Source organism: Mesorhizobium sp. CA4 (genome assembly GCF_020165075.1).
Taxonomy (GTDB): domain Bacteria; phylum Pseudomonadota; class Alphaproteobacteria; order Rhizobiales; family Rhizobiaceae; genus Mesorhizobium.
The window spans coordinates 42,901-62,176 of sequence record NZ_JAIUHK010000036.1 but is presented as its reverse complement, the minus strand read 5'-3'; the positions used below and the strand labels follow the sequence as shown (position 1 = coordinate 62,176).

Here is a 19,276-nt window from a genome sequence, read left to right as displayed (position 1 = left end):
ACCACAGGCCCCGACAATACCAACAATGTGCTGGCCCTCGCCTTCGGCGTCCTGATCGTGGCGCTGGTGGTTTTGGGCTCAATCTGGATCATGGGCCACCTGAACATGGACATGGCGGCCATGACGGCCCATCAGGCAGCAACGATGCCTTAGCGGAAAGTGATCGCAAGGTCGGCGAAGAGCAAGCTGCGTAGCATTAAGGTCGATCCAAAGCTTCATCTGCCCAGGCTTCCGGCGCCGTCGCTCCACATCCCGGCCGAACTGTACCTCCTAGTGGCTGGTCAAAATGGCACAGACAGCCCTGGCGCAGCCGCTTGCTCTCGATATCGACCCAATAGAGCGCCTGCTCGGCCACATCCCACACCGGAACCTCGCCAAGTTTGTCGCGCGAGTGGAAGACTTCCGTGACGCTGGTCATGCCGCATCCTCTGTCGCACTGCACGACAGTGCCATGGAAATCTCAATCCCCTGCCCCGGCGCCAGAACCGTCAGGCCACCCAGTTCCGGCAGGTTGTGGCCGTTGGCCGAGTGGCTCATCGGCTCGAAGCAGAAGAAGTCCTCGCGGTAGTGCGGATCGAACGTCGTGTCGGAGACGAAAAGGAAATAGCGCGACAGCGTCGGAGCGGTCTCGATGCACAGCCGCAAATGCCGTTCGGGCCAAACGATGGAGGCGGCGCCGTTCCAACCGTCAAAACCGTTGTTGATCCATTGCCGTGGCAGCGTTTTGGCTTGGCTGAAATCCAGGTTCTCGGGAATGGCGATGCGGGCGTCCGGGAGCCAGCCGGCCTTCTCCGTCCAATAAGCGACGGCCGGCGCCTGGAGGGTTGTTGCCGGCGTCAGCGGGAAAAAGGGATGCCAGCCCAGCCCAAACGGCATCGGCCGCTCGCCGAGATTGGTCACGCCAAGGATCGCCCTGAAGCTCACCCCTTCGCATTTGAAGCGTTGCGTGGCGCGATAGCGATAAGGTTCTCCCTGAAATTCGAACGACAGCGATGCCTCGGCGTCGCAGCGATCCTCGACGGTCCAGTTGCCAAGCCAGCCATCACCATGCAGGTAGTGCTTGTCGCAAGGCGTGTTGGGTTTCAGACGATACTCGGTCCGATCGAACAAAAGGCGATTGCCCTCGACCCTGTTGCCGAACGGGACGAGCGGAAAACAGCCGGCCTTCAGCGGATTGCGGTCCGAACCTTCAGGCGGCGGGCGCAGCAGCGGATGCCAGGCATCGCCAGACTTGGCCTCCAGCCGCCAGATCAACCCGCCTTGCGTCGAGAGCACGCAGCGAAGACGGTCGCTGGCGATCTCGATATCGGCCATGGTCAGCCCTTGATGCCGGTTGCGGCGATGCCGCGCACGAAGTGCCGCTGCAAGGCGAGGAAGAAGAGTGCCGTCGGCAGCGTCGCCACGACGGCGGACGCCATCAATACGCTCTGCTTCATCGACATGCCGGCGCCGCCGACCAATGTCGCCAGGCCGACGGGAAGCGTGCGCGTCTCGTCGGAATTGGTGGCGATCAGCGGCCAGAAGAAATTGTTCCAGCTGGCGACGAAGGTGAAGATCGCCACCGTGGCAAGGCCCGGTTTTGTGAGCGGCAAGAGGATGCGCCAGAAGAAGCCGAAACGGCCGCAGCCATCCATGATTGCGGCGTCTTCGAGTTCCCGCGGCACGGCCTGGAAGAACTGGGTGAGCAGGAAGACGCCGAAGGCGTTGGCCGATGCCGGCACGGTCAGGCTGAAGATGCTGTCGACCAGCCCGTAGCTGTTCAGGCCAAGGAACAGCGGCACGAAGAGGAGTTCATAAGGCAGCAGGAAGGTCGCGAAGATCACGCCCATGATGACGCGGCGACCGGGGAATTGCATGCGCGCCAGCGGATAGGCTGCCAAGGCATCGACGGCCAAGGTCAGCACGGTGGTGAGAATGCCGACAACGGCCGAGTTGCGGAACCAGGTCAGCATGGGGAAGCGCTGGAACAGCGCGCCATAGGCTTCCAGCGTCGGCGCATCCGGGATCCAGGCGGGCGGATAAGCGTAGATCTCGCTTTCCGGCTTGATCGACGTGACCAGCATCCACAAGATCGGCGCGCCCCAGAGCACTGTCACGACGATCATCAGCACATAGGCGAGCGTGCGCCCGCCAAGCGATTTTCCGGCGCGATTGGAGCGCTGGTCCTGCATCAGATTGCCTTCATCAGCTTCATCTGGGCGAGCGAAAAGACCAGCGTGATCAGGAGCAGCACCACACCGGCCGCGGCGGCCGGACCCATCTCAAAATTCTGGAACGCGGTGAGATAGATATACTGCACGATGACGAAGGTGCTCGCCTCCGGCCCGCCTTGCGTCATTACATAGGCCTGGCCGAAGACGCGCCAGCCATTGATGATGGTGAGCGCGGTGACCAGCGCCATGGCCGGCCGCAGCAAAGGCAAGGTGATGTAGACGAAACGCTGCCAGGGGCCGGCACCGTCGAGCGTGGCGGCATCATGCAATTCCTCGGAAATGTCCTGCAGCGCGGCCAGGAAGATGATCATATTGGTATTGACGGTCCACCAAATGGTGGTGATGGCCAAAGCCGGCATCGACCAGTGCGGGTCCTTGAGCCAGGCGATCGGCTCGATGCCGATAGTGGTGAGGTAATAATTGACCAGGCCGGTGCCCTTGTCGAACAGCCAGCCCCACAGGATGCCGACGGTCGAGACCATGACGACATAGGGAAGGAACACCACAGTCCTCACGAAAGTGGTTCCCTTGAGCTTCTGGTCGAGCAGCATGGCCAAAGCCAGGCCGAGCACGACCATCGGGATCGCCGTCAGGAAGACAAAGTAGAAGGTGTTCCTGATCGCGGTCAGGAACAGCGGATCAGCGAAGATCTGCCGGTAATTGTTGAGCCCGATGAATTCGGGCGCGCCGAGGATATCCCAGCGCATGAAGCTGATGCCCATGGCGGCCAGCGTCGGCAAAAGCATGAAGGCGATGAACAGCGCCAGATAGGGCGACAGGAAGAGATAGGCGGCAAGCGTCATGCCGCTGCGTACCGCCCCTCCCTCCTGCGCCGATGCGCGGCGGGCCCTGGAGCGGCCTGCCGGTTGTGATGCCAGCGATGTCATCAGCCCTTCTTCAGCTGCGCGTCGAGACCTTCCTTCATCGCCTTCAAGGCGTCGGGCACCGGCTTGGAGCCGCTGAGCGCGGCCTGCAGGTTGGTGACCAGCGGCGTCGGCTTGTCGAAGGAGAAGACCGAGAGATATTGCGGGATCAGCGGCTCGTAGACGATGTTGGGCAGGTCGTCGACGAAGGACTTGAAATATTTGTACTGCTCGGTGCCGGTGAAGGCGGCGCTTTCACGCACCGCCTTGCTCTGCGGGATGATGCCGACGGTGGTGGCGGGTGCTGCGAAGTTGTCGGAGAACCACTTCATGAAAGTGCCATCGGCGGCAAGTTTGTCGTCGTTTTTCTGCTTCGATACCGCCATGCAATGCGAGTTCGCCCAGACGGCTGCCTTCTGGCCAAACACCGGCAATTGGGCGGTCATGAAATTCATCTTCTGCGCCATGCGCAGATTGACCTCCCAGGGGCCGATGAACTTCATCGCGACCTGCTTCGAAGCGAAAGCATCTTCGCCCTTGTTGCCGCCGACCTCGGGATTGGTCACGCCATGCACGTTGATCAGGTCGACGAGATATTGCAACGCGTTCTGCGAGGCCTCGCTGTCGACCGCCGCCAGGCCCTTGTCGTCAAGGAAAGTGCCGCCGAACTGGTACATCAGGCTGAACCAGATCCAGCGCGCCGTCGCCCAGGTGTTCGGCAATTCGAAGCCGTAACGCGTGACCTTGCCGCTGCCGTCCTTGACCGTCAGCTTCTTTGCCCATTCGAGGAATTCCTCGCCGGTCTTCGGCGGCTTGGCCGGATCGAGGCCCGCCTCCTGCACCATATCGACGTTGTAGTAGAAGCCGAGCGGATGCACGTCGAGCGGCGCGGCGTAGACCTTTCCGTCGAAGGTCACCCCGGTGCGGCCGGCATCGGGAACCTGCGACAGGTCGAGACCGGACGAGGCGACGATGTCGTCGATCGGGCGGATGACCTTGCGCGTGGCGAACTCCGGCAGTTCGGTGATGTGGAAGAGCACCAGGTCGGGCGCGCGACCGCCGGCCGAGGAGACCACCCATTTGGAAAACAACGTGTCCCAGTCATAGCCGGTCGGCTCGACTGTGACGCCCTTGCCGCCCTTGTTGAAGGTGTCGATGACGCCGTTGAGCGCGGTGGTGTTGTCGGCGCCGGTCCAGCCGTGCCAGAGCGTCACCTTCTCGCCCGCGGCAAAGGCGCCGCGCGGCAGGGCGCCCGCCAGTGCGGCACTTGCGCCAAGCGCAAGCGCCTGCCGGCGCGTCAGCAGGGATTTTGCGAAGACATCATTTGCCATTGTTTCCTCCGATCTATGGCTTTGTGTCAGGGGTGGTGAAGCACGCTCAGGCCGCCATCCGCGACGAGGCAGGCGGCGTTGATGAAGGGGCATTCGTCGGAGGCGAGAAAGACCGCCGCCATTGCGATCTCTTCCGGCGTGGCGATCCGCCCGCCCGGATGCAGCGCCAGCGTCTTGGCCCGCGCAACCTCCGGATCGTCGAAGCTGTTCCAGTAATCGACGACCTTCTGGGTGGCGACATACCCGGGCGCCAGCGCGTTCACGCGGATATTGTTGCCGGCATATTCGATCGCCAGCGATTTGGTCAGGCCAAGCAGAGCATGCTTGGCGACGGGATATGGAAAGGTGTGCGGGATGATGGTAAAGGCGTGCGTGGAGGCGATGTTAAGGATCACGCCGCCGCCCTGCCCGATCATCCCCGGCAGCGCCGCCTTGGCGCAGTGCCAGGCGCCTTTCACATTGACGTCGAGATTGCGCGTCCAGTCGTCCTCGGTGGCTTCGAGCGGCGTCGAAAAGACGTTGATACCGGCGTTGTTGATGACGGTGTTGACCGGACCGATGGCTTTCGTCGCCGCCGCCATGGCGGCCTCGATTGCCTTGGCGTCGGCGATATCGGCTGCGGCATGCGCGACCTTACCCAAACGGCCGGCACTTTCGGCGAGCAGGCTCGCGTCGAGGTCGACCAGGAACAGCTCGGCCTCCTCGCGCAGACAGGCCTCGGCGATGGCATAGCCGATGCCTTGCGCAGCGCCGGTGAGGAAGATGCGTTTTCCGAAGAGGCGTCCCATCAGCGCCGCCCCAATGCCGAAGAACGCAGATTGTCGAGGAGCACGGCCAGGAGCAGGATCACGCCTCTGACGATGTATTGGTAGAAGGCCGGGATATTGAGCAGGTTCATGGCGTTCTCGGCGATGCCCATGATCAGCACGCCGACGATGACGCCCGGCATCGTCGCCCTGCCGCCGGCAAGCGAGACGCCGCCGAGCACGCAGGCCGAGATCACCGAAAGCTCCAAGCCCACCGCGGCGTTGGGCTGGCCGGAGGTGATGCGCGAGGCAAGCAGGATGCCAGCGATGCCGCAGACCACGCCCTGCAGCGTGAATATCCAGATGCGTGTCCGGTCGACATTGACGCCGGCAAGGCGCGAAGCCTCCGGATTGCCGCCGATGGCGAGCGTGTTCTTGCCGAAGACGGTGCTGTTAAGCACAAAGCCGAAAATGGCGAAGAGCACCGCCAGCACCCAGATCGGCGTCGGTATGCCGAGCAGCTTCGAGAGGGCCAGCTGGTAGAAATCCGGGCTGTTGATGCCCACGGCGCGGCCGTCCGACGAGATCAGCGCGAAACCGCGCACGATCTGCATGGTGGCCAGAGTGGTGATCAGGGCATTGATGCGGAATTTGGCGATGACGACGCCATTGACCCAGCCGACGATGGCGCCGCAGGTGATAGCCGCGATGAGGCCAAGCAGGATCGAGCCGGTTGCGTTCGAGGCCATCACAGCGACCATGCCGGCAAAAGCGACAATGGAGCCGACCGACAGGTCGAAGTCGCGCGCCGCGAGGCAGAACATCATCGTGCAGGCGACGATGCCGACGGTGACCACGGACTGAAGCAGGCCGAGCATGTTGCGGTCGGTGAGGAAGTTCGGCACCAGCAGCGACACCAGCGCGAAGGCGACGATGAAGATGACGACGAGGCCTTGTTCGCCAAGCAAGATCTTCTTCAGCCGACTGGTCATTAGAAGTCCTCAGGATGCGATCGCGTCGGGGGTTTTCTTGTCGGGGAGCGCCGCGGCCAGGATCGCCTTTTCGGCGAATTGGTCGCGCGCGAGCTCGGCGCTGATGCGCCCGCCGCACATCACCAGGATGCGGTCGCAAATGCCCATCACTTCCGGCAGCTCGGAGGAGACGATGACGATCGCCATGCCCTCCTCGGCCAGTTGGTAGAGCAACTCGTAGATCTCCGATTTGGCGCCGACATCGATGCCGCGCGTCGGCTCGTCGACGATGAGCACGCGGATGTTCTGCTCCGACAGCCAGCGACCGAGGATGACTTTCTGCTGGTTGCCGCCGGAGAGATTGACGATGTCCTGCTTGCGCGACGGCGTGCGCACCTTGAGCTTCTTGATGAAGGTTTCGGCCGTCGTGATCTCGCTGGTCCGGCTAAGCACGCCGAAGCGCGTGTGATGGCGCCTGGACGAGATATTGATGTTCTCCTCGATTGAGCGGCCCTGGATGATGCCGTCATGCTTGCGGTCTTCCGAGCACAGCACGATGCCGGCCCTGATCGCGTCATGCGGGCTGGCGGCGGCAACCGCCTTGCCGTCGACCGTGATCGTGCCGCCCGAACGCGGGTCGGCGCCGAAGACCAGCCGCATCAGCTCCGAGCGCCCGGCGCCGATGAGGCCGAAGAAGCCGACGATCTCGCCGGCGCGGGCTTCGAAGCTTGCCGGCGTGCGCAGCCTGGCGCCGCTCAGATTGTCGACCTTGAGGCGAACCTCTCCCGTCCTGCGCGGCCGAAAACCCCAGATGTCGGAAATCTCGCGGCCGACCATTTCGGCCACGACCTGATCGCGGGTGACATCCTTCAGCGATTGATGATGCGCGGCAAGCTTGCCGTCGCGCAGCACCGTCAGGCTGTCGCAGAGCCGGAACACCTCGTCCAGGCGGTGCGAGACATAGATGATGACCTTGCCTTCGCCGCGCAGCCGGCCGATCAGCTTAAACAGGATCTCGCTTTCGCGCGAGGACAGCGACGAGGTCGGCTCGTCGAGCGCGATCACGCGGGCGTCGAGCATCACCGCCTTGGCGATCTCGACCATCTGGCGCTCGCCGATCGAGAGCGTCTTGACCTTGCGGCGCATGTCGATATCGATGCCGGCCGATTTCAGCTTGGCGCCGACATCGTCGAGCATGCGGCGGCGGGCGATCACGCCGGCGCTTGCCGGAAAGCGTCCGAGGCTGAGATTCTCGGCGACGCTCAGCTCGGGCACCAGCTGCAATTCCTGGTGGATGACGATGACGCCATTGTCGAAGGCATTCCTGGTCGAGGCATAGGCCTGGACCTTGCCGTCGATGCTTATCTCGCCGGCATCGGCATGCTGGTCGCCGGACAGGATCTTGATGAGGGTGGATTTGCCGGCGCCGTTCTCGCCCATCAATCCGTGCACGGCACCCTTTTCGACGCCGAACGACACATCCGACAAGGCTTTGACGCCCGGATAGGTCTTGGTGATGTTGGAGAATTCGAGAAAGGACACGGGGCTTCGATCCTTCTTGAGCATGCCAAACAGGCGGCGGCATCAAGCCGCCGCCTGTTTGTACAGGGAGGACTATTCGATGCCGAGGTCCTTGCGCACCTTCTGGTAGTCGTCGCGCTTGGCCAGTGCGCCAGCGGTCAGCGTCAGCTTCGCCGGCTCCTTGTTGTTGGCGATCCAGTCATACATGCCGAGCGCCGTCTCGTAGCCGTGGCGCTTGGGCGAGATGATCACCGTGCCGACGAAGCCGGTGGCGGCGGGCTTCTTGAACTCGTTGATCGCCGATTCCGCGCCGCCGATGCCGACGCCGATCATGCCGTCCGCCGGAATGCCGACGCTTTCGGAAGCGCGCACGGCGCCCAGCACCGCCTCGTCATTGAGGCCGAAGGCAATCCACTTCTTGATGTCGGCATGGGCGTTGAGCACCACGGTCGCGGCATTGAGCGCGGCTTCCGTGTCGGTTTTGGCCTGCGGCGCGTCGAAGATGTTTTCGGCCTTGAAGCCGGCGGCCTTCAGCACCGAGATCGCGCCTTCGACGCGGTCGACGGCGGTCGGCAGTTGGTCGTACGAAACGCGGATCGCGCCGACCTCGTCCATCTTCCAGCCGCGCGCCTTCATCTCCTCGACGATGGCCTGACCCACGGCCTCGCCGATCTTGGTGGCGGAGATGCCCATATGCGGCACATCCTCCAGCGGCTTACCGTCGGCGCCGACGAGGCGGTCGTCGACCGTCATCAGCTTGAGATTGTTGGCGGCGGCCTTGGCGACGATGCCGGGGCCGAGCTTCACGTCCGGCGTGCAGACGACGAAGCCTTGCGCTCCTTGAGCGCCCAGATTGTCGATCGCCGACATCAGCTTCTCGCCGTCCTCGGCGCCGATCTTGACGAGAGTAAAACCCTTTTCCTTGGCGGCTTGGTCGGCGAACTTCCATTCGTCCTGGAACCAGGGCTCCTCCGGCTGTTTGACGATGAAGCCGATCTTGGTGTCCTGAGCGTAGGCCGACGCGATCGTCGTGACCGACAAGACGGCGAGAGCACCCGCGACGAGCGCGGTTTTCAAAAGTCGCATGATTACCTCCCAGCAAACAGCCGGGCGCCCGCCCGGATTGGTCGTGTGTAATCAATTTTATCATACCCGTCAATTGATCTGGTATGATAAATGAGATAGATAGTCCGATAAGTAGTCGCTGGCGCAAATCACTCGCATCCGCTAAGGCCGGACCAATTGCGCGCAAACCGAAGAGTTCGCTGCCTTGGAGGAGGGGCTGAGGTGAACGAAACACCGAAGAAGGCTGACGAGGACACGGAAACGCGCGAGACGGCGCGCCGGCCGCGCGTCATGCCCGACGTGACCAAGGCGATCGCCTCCGACATATTCTCCGGGCGCTACCCGGCCGGATCGTCGCTGCCGACCGAGAACGACCTCGGCATCGAATATGGCGTCAGCCGCACGGTCATCCGCGAAGCGCTGAAAGTGCTGGCGGCCAAGGGGCTGGTGCTGTCCCGGCCACGCGTCGGCACGGTGGTGTGCGACCAGGACAACTGGAACATCATCGACCCGCAGGTGCTGGCCTGGCATGCGCCGCATGCGCTGGACGACAAGCTGTTCGACGCGATCCTGGAAACCCGCCGCGCCATCGAGCCGCTGGTCGCCGAACTCGCGGCAACGCGCGCGACGCTGCAGGAGATCGCCGATCTCGAACTGGCCTGGCAAGGCATGGCGGGTGCCGGCGAGGACCTGACGCAGTTCTCGCGCTCCGACATCGTCTTCCACCAGATCGTCTATGGCGCGAGCCACAACCCGATCTTCCGCCAGATCGGCAAGCTGATCGACACGGCGCTGTTGTTTTCGCTGGAAGCCACCGCAACGATCTCGCCGATCAGGCGCAGGGAAGCGGCGGCGGCGCATGGCGAAGTGGTCGAGGCCTTGCGCATGCGCGACGCCGTCGCCGCGCGCAACGCGGCGAACAAGATACTCGATCTTGCCGCGCGCGACCTCGTCAGCGCCAAGAAACTGAAAAACAACTGAGACCGGCCGGCCGCATGAAGATCACCGCTCTGACCACCTATATCGTTCCGCCGCGCTGGCTGTTCCTCAAGATCGAGACCGATGCCGGCATCAGCGGCTGGGGCGAGCCGGTGGTCGAAGGCAAGGCGCTGACGGTCGAAGCGGCGGTCAAGGAACTGGCCGACTATCTGATCGGCAAGGATCCGCGTTTGGTCGAGGATCATTGGACGGTGATGCATCGCGGCGGCTTTTATCGCGGCGGGCCGATCCTGATGAGCGCCATTGCTGGCATCGACCAAGCGCTGTGGGACATCAAGGGCAAGGCGCTCGGTGTGCCGGTGCATGAATTGCTCGGCGGCAGGCTGCGCGAGACGATCAAGGTCTACTCTTGGATCGGCGGCGACCGGCCGGCGGAAGTGGCGGCCGGCGCTAGGGATATGGTGGCGCGCGGCTTCCAGGCGCTCAAGATGAACGGCACCGAGGAACTGCAGATCGTCGACAGCCACGACAGGATAGACGCGACTATAGAGCGCGTTGCCATGGTGCGCGAAGCAGTCGGGCCGAATATCGGCATCGCCGTCGATTTCCACGGCCGCGTGCACCGGCCGATGGCCCGAATCCTGGTGAAGGAGCTGGAGCCATACCGGCTGATGTTCATCGAAGAGCCGGTGCTTAGCGAAAACCGCGAGGCGCTGAAGGAGATCGCCGCGCTCGGCTCGACGCCGATCGCGCTCGGCGAACGGCTCTACAGCCGGTGGGACTTCAAGTCGGTGTTCGAGGAAGCGGTCGTCGACATCATCCAGCCGGATCTCTCGCATGCCGGCGGCATCACCGAATGCCGCAAGATCGCGGCGATGGCCGAAGCCTATGACGTGGCTGTGGCGCCGCACTGTCCGCTCGGGCCGATCGCGCTAGCCGCATGCCTGCAGCTCGACGCGGTGAGTTACAACTGCTTCATCCAGGAGCAGAGCCTCGGCATCCACTACAATGCCGGCAATGACCTGCTCGACTACGCCGCCAACAAGGACGTGTTCCGCTACCAGGATGGCTATGTCGCCATTCCCGATGGCCCGGGCCTCGGCGTCGAGATCGATGAAGACTATGTGAAGGAACGCGCCCGGGAAGGACACCGCTGGCGCAACCCGGTCTGGCGCCACCAGGACGGCTCATTCGCCGAGTGGTAGGCCGGCCAAGATTCCGACGGATTGGTTTGCGAGACGACCGGTGCGGCAGGAAGTGCAACCAACATCTCCCGAGCGGCGCGCGTGGCGCGATCATCTGAGCAACTTGAGCATGCCGATCGATGGGGCGCCCTCCCCACTGAACCGGCTGGCGCGCGGCAGGATGCTTACCTTGAGCTCGTGGGGACGGATCTATCATACGGCGGTATCGGAGGGCTTCGACCGCATTCGTGATGCAGGAGAGCTCATCGAGCGGGCGCGCACCGAGAGCGCGTTGACAATCTCCTGTCTACCATCTCTGGCAAGCAAGTGGCTGGCCCCACAGCTTTTCGACTGGCAGTGACACCATGCGGGCGCCACAGTTCGGCTGATCGGCTCAGAGCCCAAGGCCCGCTTCGGCGAGGAACAGATCGATTTCCGCATTTCCTGTGGCGCGAAGAGTCGCGACTACGATCACTATGTCGAACTCTTCACCGACTGGGTGGTGCCTGCCTGAGCCCGCCTTAGCTGTCGCTGTGACACGCAGCCATCTCTACCCGGACCCGGAGCAATTCAACCGCAGCTTGGCGGCGCTGCCCGAATGGACCCCGGCGCCCAGTAGCTGGGAGGCGCCGAACCAAGCGCACTGAGGGTGGCGGATTCGATTTCGCTTCGTCTGCCTCTGGCGTACGATGACCTCCGGAATTGTCACCCTGCAATGTCCGCTTCCGGCGGAGGCAAAGCTCTGCTTGAATGGCCGACATTGGACGCAAAGCAGCCATGCATCGAAACTTGATCAGACTAATGTCAGAAGTGCCATTTCGCCGAAACGCGACAACGGTCGCTCAAGTTCAGCACTCGCGATGACTGGCTCGATTCGATGTCCTTGAAATGCGTAAAAACGCTTCGAGGTTCTTCAAACTAGAGGGGGTTCGAGTCCACGTTGTGGGCAACTCTCAAAGAAAAAGGCGATAACAACGGGTTATGCGGATGTTTTGGGCCCGGAGGATGTGCAAGGAACCTTGATTTAATTAACTTTTTCGCGGGCAGATATCAGAAGCCTTTCCGCGTTGTTCCGCGTGGCCTCGCAACTGTATAAAGTACAGCTTCGGCTACGTCCAAAAGACGACAGAAAGCATTGCCGCTTTTTGTTCGGTGTCATGTTTACCTCGTTCGTAAGTCTATTGGGCGACTTGGGACACGGCCGACATCAGTTCCCGCGGGGTTGGCGCCGCAAACATGTATCGCCCACCCTCTGGAACTTCCGTGAAACTCCAGCGGACGATCCCCTGCCGGTCCAGTAGGAACTGACCGATCAGTTGTCCGTGTCCCGTCGCCATCATCTGCTCGTCGGCTTCGGTCACTTCGTAGTGGTCCTTATTGTCGAGGAATTCGCTGGCCGCAAAAGGATCCATGGGACCGGGCAACTCGCCTGGTATGTCGACCCGCATTTTCTTTGCCGCTGCCATCGAGACCTTGTACGGCCAGTTGGTCTCGTCTTGGGTGAATTCGAGATTGGGCAGTCCAAAGGCACGATGCGAAGCGCGTTCAGGGTCGGAAGCCGCAAGCAGATTCGGCATCGGGTGGTAGCGGAAATAGAGTCGCGCCCGCTCGATCGGCGTGTTGACCACCGTCAGGCTCCCGACACCCTTTTCGCGCAGCTCCGGATCAAGCCGCGCCTGAGCGGCGATATGGCGCCGGCAGAACGCGCAATGCAGACCTCGGAAAAGGCCGACCAGCACCGGTTTTTGTCCGCGAAAATCGTCGAGCGCGATCTTGCCTTCCTGGGTTATGGCGTCGAGTACCACGTTCGGCGCACGGTCGCCCGGTTGAAGTGGTACCAAGTCACTCTGCGCGGCCATTTTCCAACCTCCGTCCCGGCTAGTCGAGAAAAGGCAGCACCACAAGCCCTTCCGGGTCGAGCCCGTGCTGGGCGCAAATTCCCTGCGCCAGGGAAAAGTAGCGTTCAGCCTCGGCCAGATTGTCGAGGTCGAGATTGAGCGTCGCAAGGCCATCATAGCACGGAAACAGCAGTTGCGGCTCGCCCGTTTCACGAGCTACGTCCAGCGCCTCATGGAACAAGCCAATCGCCAGTTCCGGACGGCCGTTGCACTGGTGGATCTGCCCAAGCACGATCAACGGCACCGGCAGGTGCTCGCGCTGGTCGAGTGCCCGGTCGATCTCGATGGCCTTCTCCGCAGCGGGCACGCCCTCCGTCGGACAGCGATCCGTGAAGGTACAGCAGGCGACCGCCAGATTGGCGAGCAGGCGCGCTTGGTATCCCAAATCACCAATACGGCGCGCCACATCAAGACCGCGCCGACAGACCTCCATCGCCTTTGTCGGGTCGATGGTCGTGTAAAGCACGCCGAGATTGGTGTAGCCGCGGCAAGCCGTGGCCAGTAGACCGGCAGCTTCGGCCAGTTCGATGCTACGCTCGACTTGGCCAACGGCTTCGCGGTCTCGTCCAAGGCGCGCCAACGCAACAGCCTTGGTATTGAGCGCCTCGGCAGTCACCAGAGTGGCATCACGCCCTATCTCCGACACATGCTCGGTTGTCAGCGTGCGTACGCAATCGAGCGCCGCGTCCGCCCATTTTGCCGCGAGAGCGTTGTCTCCGCTGCGGAACGCCTGTCGGCCACGTTCTTGCCAGAGATGCGCCTGCTCGACCGGGGCATCCGCTCCATCGAGCAGCGCTGCCGCTTCGGCGTAGCGCGATTCCGCGTTGTCCCGCTTGCCGACGTCCCAGAGCAGCCGACCGATCTTACGCAAAACTCGCGCCGAAGCGACTCGATCGGCCGACGTGCGATATGCCTGCAGCACCGTCTCGTAGTGCTGGTGCGCGAGGTCGCGGCGGCCTAACGGGCCGCTCAAATCGGCAATGCGCTCTGCGATTGCCAGTTTGAGCGGTGTTTGCCCTGTCTCGCCCAACGCAATCAGTGCTCGCTCGTAGAAACGAAGGGCGTCGTCGTTGGCGTATATCATGCGAGCGCGATCGCCCGCCGCCTGCAGGTAGTGCGCGCCCCTCTCCCGCTCGGCGCTCTGTGCGAAATGATGACCGAGGGCGGTCAAATCCTCGAGCCGTTCCGGCTTGTCGCCGCACAGTTTCTCCAGGGCAGCACCGACCCGCCCGTGGATGTCGGTGCGGCGTTGCAGGAGAAGGTTCTGGTAGATCACGTCCTGCAGCAATGTTTGCGTAAAGCGGTAGCTTTGCGACGACACCGAGCCCGATCCGGCAACTTCCTCGATGATTTCCGCATCGCAAAGCAGTTCGCAGCCGGCCTCCAGCCGGCCGGGGTCGACCGCCACGGCTTTCAGGAGCGTGGCATCGAAGCGCGGCCCGATTACCGCTGCTTCCTGGGCTAACCGCCGCACCTCCGGGGGTAACCGGTCGACGCGGGCAAGCAACATTGCCTGGATAGTGGCAGGAATGCCGGTTGCGATTTCGCCTGCCGCAGTCCGCCATCGCTGGCCCTTGCGCACCAAGACACCGCGATCGATGAGGCCGCGCACGATCTCCTCGACAAAAAGCGGGTTGCCGCCCGCACGCTCGAGGATCTGGGCGACAAGGCTGCCTGTGGAGCTTACCCAGCTCTCGCCGAAAAGCGCCGCCAGCAGGCGGCGTCCGTCATCGTTGCTGAGCGGCGAAAGCCTGAGCGCTGTGTGGCTGACCCGAGTTGAGTCGAGCTGGTCGTGGTCCGGCGCCGGACGATGCGTGACCAGCAACATCAACCGCGTGCGTTCCAACCTGTCCATCACGAAACGCAGTGCCTCGAGCGACGCGGCGTCGGCCCAGTGCAGGTCTTCGACGACAATCAACAGCGGCGATAAAGCAAGCCGCCGTTCGATGATTGTGCGGACTGCGTAGAGAATTTGCCGACGCAACTGCTCGGGCTCGACGTGCTGCAACGCGGCATCGGGGTCTCCAAGGCCAAGGACATGGTAGAGCAAAGGCATCAGCCGCTTCGCCTCCTCGCCCTGCAGGCCAAGATCGGCGAGCAAGCCTGCAAGCTTGCCCCGCATTTCCTCCCCATTGTCATTTTGCATCATCCCGGCAGCGCTGCGCACCACGGCGCCCAAGGCGCCAAATGATTGTTCCCCCAGCGGTGAGCACGTGGCCTGCCGCACGGCCACGTTGCGAAAACGATCCTCGTCGCCGACGCGGGCGACGAACTCCTTCACCAACCGCGATTTACCGATACCCGCTTCTCCCACGAGGCGGACAAGCTGAGCCGAGCCGCCGCACGCCTGGTCAAGGCTCGCCAGCATTCTATTGAGCTCCGCACCGCGACCTATTATCGGCGCGCTCAGGCCGAGCGCCTCGAGCCCACGCGCTGCACGCGGATCCGCAAGCGGTGCATCCAGTCGATGGACGAGCACGCTGCCAGCCTTGCCGCGCAGCACGACATCGCCCAGCGACTCATATGAGAACGCATGCCGGGTCAGCCGGTGGGTGAGCTCGCCGACCAGCACCTCACCCGGTGCGGCCAGCGATTGCAGGCGTTGCGCCGTATTCACCGTGTCGCCAGTTACCGAATAGGATTTGGCGGTGCCGATGCCCAATCCTCCAGTAACGACCGGACCGGTATTTATGCCGACGTGGAGCAGCAGAGGCGAGCCGGAGTGGGAGGTGCTTTCGCTGAGCCGCGCCGTCCGGGCGATCATGTCGAGAGCGGCGCGAAGCGCACGCTCCGGATCGTCCTCATGCGCGACCGGCGCCCCGAACAAGGCGAGCAGCGCGTCGCCGATGAATTTGTCGACGAAACCACCAAAGTTTCGCACGGCCGCCGTCAATTCCTTGAACAAGTCGTTCTGCAGCACTTGCATGACCTCTGGGTCGAGCTGCTCGCTGAGCGTCGTGAAGCCGCAAAGGTCCGCGAACAGAACCGTCACCGTTCGGCGATCGGCGTCAGAGGGGGGATGCAGACCATCTTCGCTTTCAATGTTCGCAAGCAGCGACGGAGTTCGAGAAGGCGGCACAATGGTCCGGCTTGCTGTCGTTGCGGGACGCTCGACGGCCTTTGCGGACGCACGAACGCTGGCCCCACATTTTGGACAGAACTCGAAATCAGGTGCGCAAAGGTAGCCACAACTGGCGCATGGCACGGGCTGGCGCTTGCCACACTTCGGACAGAAGGCGAAAACGCGCTCAACCTCGAAACCGCAGCCCAGGCAGTTCATGGAACAAGGCCTCACTTGCGGCCGTGACGGCGTGATCTCGCTACGCGCCTCACGGCCAGGGTGCTCACAAGGATGGACCGATCGCGGCCGGCCAGCAAGCGGCTGCGCAATTTGTCTCGCCGCGGCGCATCGATTGCGGGCACTGGGCGGTCGGCATGAGCGCTTGCCAAAAGCCTGTCCTCAAGTCTCTTTTGCCTGCCTCCAATCCACCTCGAGCTTGACATAGCGGTGCTGCCATCCGATGCCGTTATTCCGTTTTAGACAGTCGCCGACTCTTGCCGAACAAACCAAAAGCTCGATGAACCAGGTAATCGCCGGCTATTTTTCGGGACCCTTGTTCTCCCTTCCAAACAGGCGGGGAAGACGGCGTGGCACATAAACCCCTGGTTTCAATCGTGGTACCTGCGCACAATGCGGAGGCGACGCTGCCGCGCGCGCTCGATAGCCTGCTCGAACAGGAAATGGCCGATTGGGAAGCGACCATCGTCGACGACGCCTCCACGGACCGCACTCCCGCGATCATCGCCGCATATGTAGAGCGCGATGCCCGGTTTCGGACGTTGACCTCTTCCGCCAAGAGCCCCGCCCGCGCACGCAACAGCGGGATTTCGACAGCGCGCGGCCAATGGCTCATGTTTCTGGACGCGGACGATTGGGTGGACGCCAGCTTCCTTGCGAAAATGCTGGCCGCGCTGAAAACCGCTCCCGATGCGGTGGCCGCCTATTGCGGTTCCCGGCGCGTGATGCCCGACGGCGCGCTCACCCCGGCGAGCATCTCGCCGGAGGTTGCTGTCCAGCCCTTCGAAACATTCGCCCGCCGATGTGCCACCCGCACGCACGCGCTGCTGGTAGACCGGGAGACTATCGTTAAGTTGGGCGGTTTCGATGCGTCGCTGCGCACCTGCGAGGTCTGGGATCTATGGCAGCGCCTCGCACGTCTCGGCAAAAATTGGGTGATGGTCGACGAGCCGCTCGCTTATTATCGGATCAGCCTGAACGCGCTCTCTCGCAATTCGACGCAGATGCTGGCAGATGCGGAAATCGTTATCGCCCGCGGCTTTTCTCCTGATCCCAGGGTCAAACACCCCGCATCGGCTCATGCCAGTGGGGCGATCGAGGTCAACGGCGGCACCGCTGCCGAAGCACTCGCGTGGTTTGCGTTGTGGAACGCTGCGTCGGATTGCAGCCGAGGCTCGCTCTCGGTCAACCCGCGGTCCCTTCGCGCGCTCCCGGCAGGACGCAAGCGGGCGCGTGAGATCGCCAAAGTGGTCTTCGATGGCCTTATGGAGGGAAGCCTGTCCGTGCCGGCGCAAATGGCAGCCAGGTGGAATAGGTTCGGCGGGGCCATCACCGAGTTGACCACCGAACTCGGCAAGCTCTGCCGCGATCCCGGAGCGGGTCGCCGCGTCCAGTATCACCTTGAGCAAACGCTTCTCGACTTCGATGACCTTGCCGCGCCGCGCAAACTGGGGCGGACACTCGGACTTCGCGTCAACGCTCGAAATCCGTCCTCGACCGAACTTCCGGAAGGAATCGATCAGATCTATGCCTATCTGATGATGGACGGCCAGATCGCGGCGCGCGTCCAGTTCGGCGCACTCGGGACCGTGACAAGACGTCATTGGTTCGAATTGGCGCTCAATTTCGTGCCCGCTGAGCGGCCTGTACGCCGGCCTGTTCGGGACAGCCACTTCGGCAAACTCGCGCAATTGGCCGCCCAGGCGCGGGAGCTGATTCGGTCGAGCGCCGAAGTTAGGGAGCCTCCTCCAGCGTCGCGGCGCGCACGGGCCAAGGATGGGCAAGACGATGATCGCACGTCGTTCTGGAATCGCTATTTCGCGACCGAGGATCCCTGGAACTACGGTTCGCCCTATGAGCAGGAAAAATATGAGCGGCAGCTCGAAATTCTGCCTGCCGGTCCCATCGGACGGGCGCTTGAGCTGGCTTGCGCGGAGGGCCACTTCACGCGGCAGTTGGCGCCGCGAGTGAACCATCTGACCGCAACTGACATCTCCGCCATAGCTATCGAGCGCGCGCGCGCGCGGTGCGGCGATCAGCCTAATATCGAGTTCGGCGTATTGGATTTCATGGCGGATACGCTGCCGGATGAAATGAATCTGATCTTCTGTTCGGAAGTGCTCTACTACCTGGATGATCTCGCCGAGTTGCAACGCTTCGCCAAAAAAGTCGTTGAGGCGTTGGCGCCTGGCGGCAGCTTGATCACCGCACACGCCTTCGTGCTGCGTGACAATCCTCAGAGGACCGGCTTCGACTGGAACACCTTCGGTGCGCAAGCGATCTCGGAGACGCTCGCAGGGACGGAAGGCCTCGTCCTCGAGCAATCGATTGAGACCGAGCTCTATCGCATAGACCGTTTCCGCCGTCTGTCGCCAAGCGACGTGGCGACGGAACCAATGATCGAACATGCGCCAATCCGCGCGCCCGTCGGAATAGGAGTCGCGCGAAATATCGTCTGGGGCGGGGCGCGGGCCTTGCGCCGCGACGTCGCACGCAGCGAGCGGCGGCAGCGCATCCCTGTCCTCATGTATCACAGCGTCGCCGACGACGGTCCGGCCACGCTCGCCCGTTTTCGGTGCACGCCCGCCGCATTCGCCAGCCAGATGGCATGGCTGCGCGCCAATGGCTTTCACGCGATCAATTCCGAGCAACTGGAACGGTTCATCGCCAACCGTCAGCCTTTCGTTGGCCGCCCGGTGCTCATCACATTTGATGATGGTTTCCAGAACTTTGCCGACCAGGCATGGCCGATCTTGCGCGCGAACGACCTGACCGCGGAAGTGTTCCTGGTGACGGACCTGGTGGGTGAAAGCGCACTGTGGGACGCCGTCAGTGGTCCGCCGACGCCGCTTATGGACGCCGGGACGGTGCGACGCCTCGCCGGCGAAGGTGCATTCTTCGGAAGCCATCTGGCGACGCATCGCGCGATCGATGGTCTGTCGACTTCCGACCTGGCCGCCGAGCTCCTTCGCTCTCGCATGTTCGTCGAACGATGGACCGGTCGGCCAATCGCGACGTTCGCGGCACCCTACTCTGTCACCGACCGACGGCTTGGCCGGCTGGCCAGGGAGTGCGGCTATCAAGCCGGCTTCGGCGGTAGACACGGGCCGGCCGACCTCGATTGCGATCCCATCGACCTGCCGCGCATCGAGATTCGTGGGGATCGCTCGCTCGATAACTTTGTCGCCATTATCGAGGCCGTGCTCGGATGAAGCGGCCGGCCCACCGACAGGCCCCCGTCGACTGC

14 protein-coding genes and 1 pseudogene are annotated in these 19,276 nt (G+C 62.9%); 4 read left to right on the top strand and 11 right to left on the bottom strand.

Annotated features, from left to right (window positions below; all coding sequences use genetic code 11):
• A pseudogene (locus LB528_RS24705) lies at positions 1-153 on the top strand (cytochrome o ubiquinol oxidase subunit IV); the annotation flags it as partial.
• Positions 154-196: 43 nt separating this feature from the next.
• Here the strand turns inward: LB528_RS24705 and LB528_RS24700 are convergent.
• The 9 genes from LB528_RS24700 to LB528_RS24660 all read right to left on the bottom strand — a co-directional run bounded on the left by LB528_RS24700 (position 197) and on the right by LB528_RS24660 (position 8,731).
• Entirely contained in the window at positions 197-418 is a 222-nt protein-coding gene (locus LB528_RS24700) for an SMP-30/gluconolactonase/LRE family protein (protein ID WP_224716650.1), read from the bottom strand.
• A complete protein-coding gene (locus tag LB528_RS24695; protein WP_224716649.1) occupies positions 415-1,314 on the bottom strand; it encodes an aldose 1-epimerase in 900 nt (299 codons plus the stop codon). The genes LB528_RS24700 and LB528_RS24695 overlap by 4 nt, the downstream gene beginning before the upstream one ends.
• A gap of 2 nt (positions 1,315-1,316) precedes the next feature.
• Positions 1,317-2,171: a carbohydrate ABC transporter permease gene (locus tag LB528_RS24690; protein ID WP_224716648.1), complete on the bottom strand. Its 855-nt coding sequence runs from the start codon at positions 2,169-2,171 to the stop codon at positions 1,317-1,319.
• On the bottom strand, positions 2,171-3,100 hold the full coding sequence (locus LB528_RS24685) for a carbohydrate ABC transporter permease (RefSeq protein ID WP_224716647.1): 930 nt from the start codon (positions 3,098-3,100) through the stop codon (positions 2,171-2,173). Before LB528_RS24685 ends, LB528_RS24690 begins: the two co-directional genes overlap by 1 nt.
• Positions 3,100-4,407, bottom strand: coding sequence for an ABC transporter substrate-binding protein (locus tag LB528_RS24680; RefSeq protein ID WP_224716646.1), 1,308 nt, complete (start codon positions 4,405-4,407; stop codon positions 3,100-3,102). The genes LB528_RS24685 and LB528_RS24680 overlap by 1 nt, the downstream gene beginning before the upstream one ends.
• A 26-nt stretch (positions 4,408-4,433) precedes the next feature.
• Complete coding sequence (locus tag LB528_RS24675) at positions 4,434-5,198, bottom strand: SDR family oxidoreductase (protein ID WP_224716652.1); 765 nt, start codon at positions 5,196-5,198, stop codon at positions 4,434-4,436.
• A complete protein-coding gene (gene araH, locus LB528_RS24670; RefSeq protein WP_224518004.1) occupies positions 5,195-6,145 on the bottom strand; it encodes an L-arabinose ABC transporter permease AraH in 951 nt (316 codons plus the stop codon). Before araH ends, LB528_RS24675 begins: the two co-directional genes overlap by 4 nt.
• A gap of 9 nt (positions 6,146-6,154) precedes the next feature.
• On the bottom strand, positions 6,155-7,666 hold the full coding sequence (araG, locus tag LB528_RS24665) for an L-arabinose ABC transporter ATP-binding protein AraG (protein ID WP_318012350.1): 1,512 nt from the start codon (positions 7,664-7,666) through the stop codon (positions 6,155-6,157).
• 72 nt (positions 7,667-7,738) lie between these two features.
• Positions 7,739-8,731: an arabinose ABC transporter substrate-binding protein gene (locus LB528_RS24660; RefSeq protein ID WP_224716644.1), complete on the bottom strand. Its 993-nt coding sequence runs from the start codon at positions 8,729-8,731 to the stop codon at positions 7,739-7,741.
• Positions 8,732-9,001: 270 nt separating this feature from the next.
• Between LB528_RS24660 and LB528_RS24655 the strand changes: the two genes are divergently transcribed.
• Positions 9,002-9,691, top strand: a complete 690-nt coding sequence (locus LB528_RS24655; protein ID WP_224518013.1) for a FadR/GntR family transcriptional regulator — start codon at positions 9,002-9,004, stop codon at positions 9,689-9,691.
• Between the two features lie 14 nt (positions 9,692-9,705).
• Positions 9,706-10,854 carry a galactonate dehydratase gene (dgoD, locus tag LB528_RS24650; RefSeq protein WP_224716643.1) on the top strand — a complete coding sequence of 383 codons (1,149 nt, stop codon included), beginning with the start codon at positions 9,706-9,708 and terminating at the stop codon, positions 10,852-10,854.
• A gap of 1,157 nt (positions 10,855-12,011) precedes the next feature.
• Here the strand turns inward: dgoD and LB528_RS24645 are convergent.
• The gene (locus tag LB528_RS24645) at positions 12,012-12,692 is read right to left on the bottom strand and encodes a redoxin domain-containing protein (RefSeq protein WP_224518000.1); all 681 of its coding nucleotides are present in this window, start codon (positions 12,690-12,692) and stop codon (positions 12,012-12,014) included.
• Positions 12,693-12,711: 19 nt separating this feature from the next.
• Complete coding sequence (locus tag LB528_RS24640; protein ID WP_224716642.1) at positions 12,712-16,011, bottom strand: adenylate/guanylate cyclase domain-containing protein; 3,300 nt, start codon at positions 16,009-16,011, stop codon at positions 12,712-12,714.
• A 368-nt stretch (positions 16,012-16,379) separates the two neighbouring features.
• Here LB528_RS24640 and LB528_RS24635 point away from each other — a divergent pair, with 368 nt between their 5' ends.
• The gene (locus tag LB528_RS24635) at positions 16,380-19,241 is read left to right on the top strand and encodes a glycosyltransferase (RefSeq protein ID WP_224517998.1); all 2,862 of its coding nucleotides are present in this window, start codon (positions 16,380-16,382) and stop codon (positions 19,239-19,241) included.
• Positions 19,242-19,276 lie beyond the last annotated feature (35 nt).

What these genes read in the sequence shown, in the direction of transcription:
- LB528_RS24640 (WP_224716642.1), bottom strand. Translation starts at nt 16,011, where the DNA reads ATGAACTGCCTGGGCTGCGGTTTCGAGGTTGAGCGCGTTTTCGCCTTC.
- LB528_RS24655 (WP_224518013.1), top strand. Translation starts at nt 9,002, where the DNA reads ATGCCCGACGTGACCAAGGCGATCGCCTCCGACATATTCTCCGGGCGC.
- LB528_RS24685 (WP_224716647.1), bottom strand. Translation starts at nt 3,100, where the DNA reads ATGACATCGCTGGCATCACAACCGGCAGGCCGCTCCAGGGCCCGCCGC.
- LB528_RS24695 (WP_224716649.1), bottom strand. Translation starts at nt 1,314, where the DNA reads ATGGCCGATATCGAGATCGCCAGCGACCGTCTTCGCTGCGTGCTCTCG.
- LB528_RS24645 (WP_224518000.1), bottom strand. Translation starts at nt 12,692, where the DNA reads ATGGCCGCGCAGAGTGACTTGGTACCACTTCAACCGGGCGACCGTGCG.
- araH (WP_224518004.1), bottom strand. Translation starts at nt 6,145, where the DNA reads ATGACCAGTCGGCTGAAGAAGATCTTGCTTGGCGAACAAGGCCTCGTC.
- dgoD (WP_224716643.1), top strand. Translation starts at nt 9,706, where the DNA reads ATGAAGATCACCGCTCTGACCACCTATATCGTTCCGCCGCGCTGGCTG.
- LB528_RS24680 (WP_224716646.1), bottom strand. Translation starts at nt 4,407, where the DNA reads ATGGCAAATGATGTCTTCGCAAAATCCCTGCTGACGCGCCGGCAGGCG.
- LB528_RS24690 (WP_224716648.1), bottom strand. Translation starts at nt 2,171, where the DNA reads ATGCAGGACCAGCGCTCCAATCGCGCCGGAAAATCGCTTGGCGGGCGC.
- LB528_RS24700 (WP_224716650.1), bottom strand. Translation starts at nt 418, where the DNA reads ATGACCAGCGTCACGGAAGTCTTCCACTCGCGCGACAAACTTGGCGAG.
- LB528_RS24660 (WP_224716644.1), bottom strand. Translation starts at nt 8,731, where the DNA reads ATGCGACTTTTGAAAACCGCGCTCGTCGCGGGTGCTCTCGCCGTCTTG.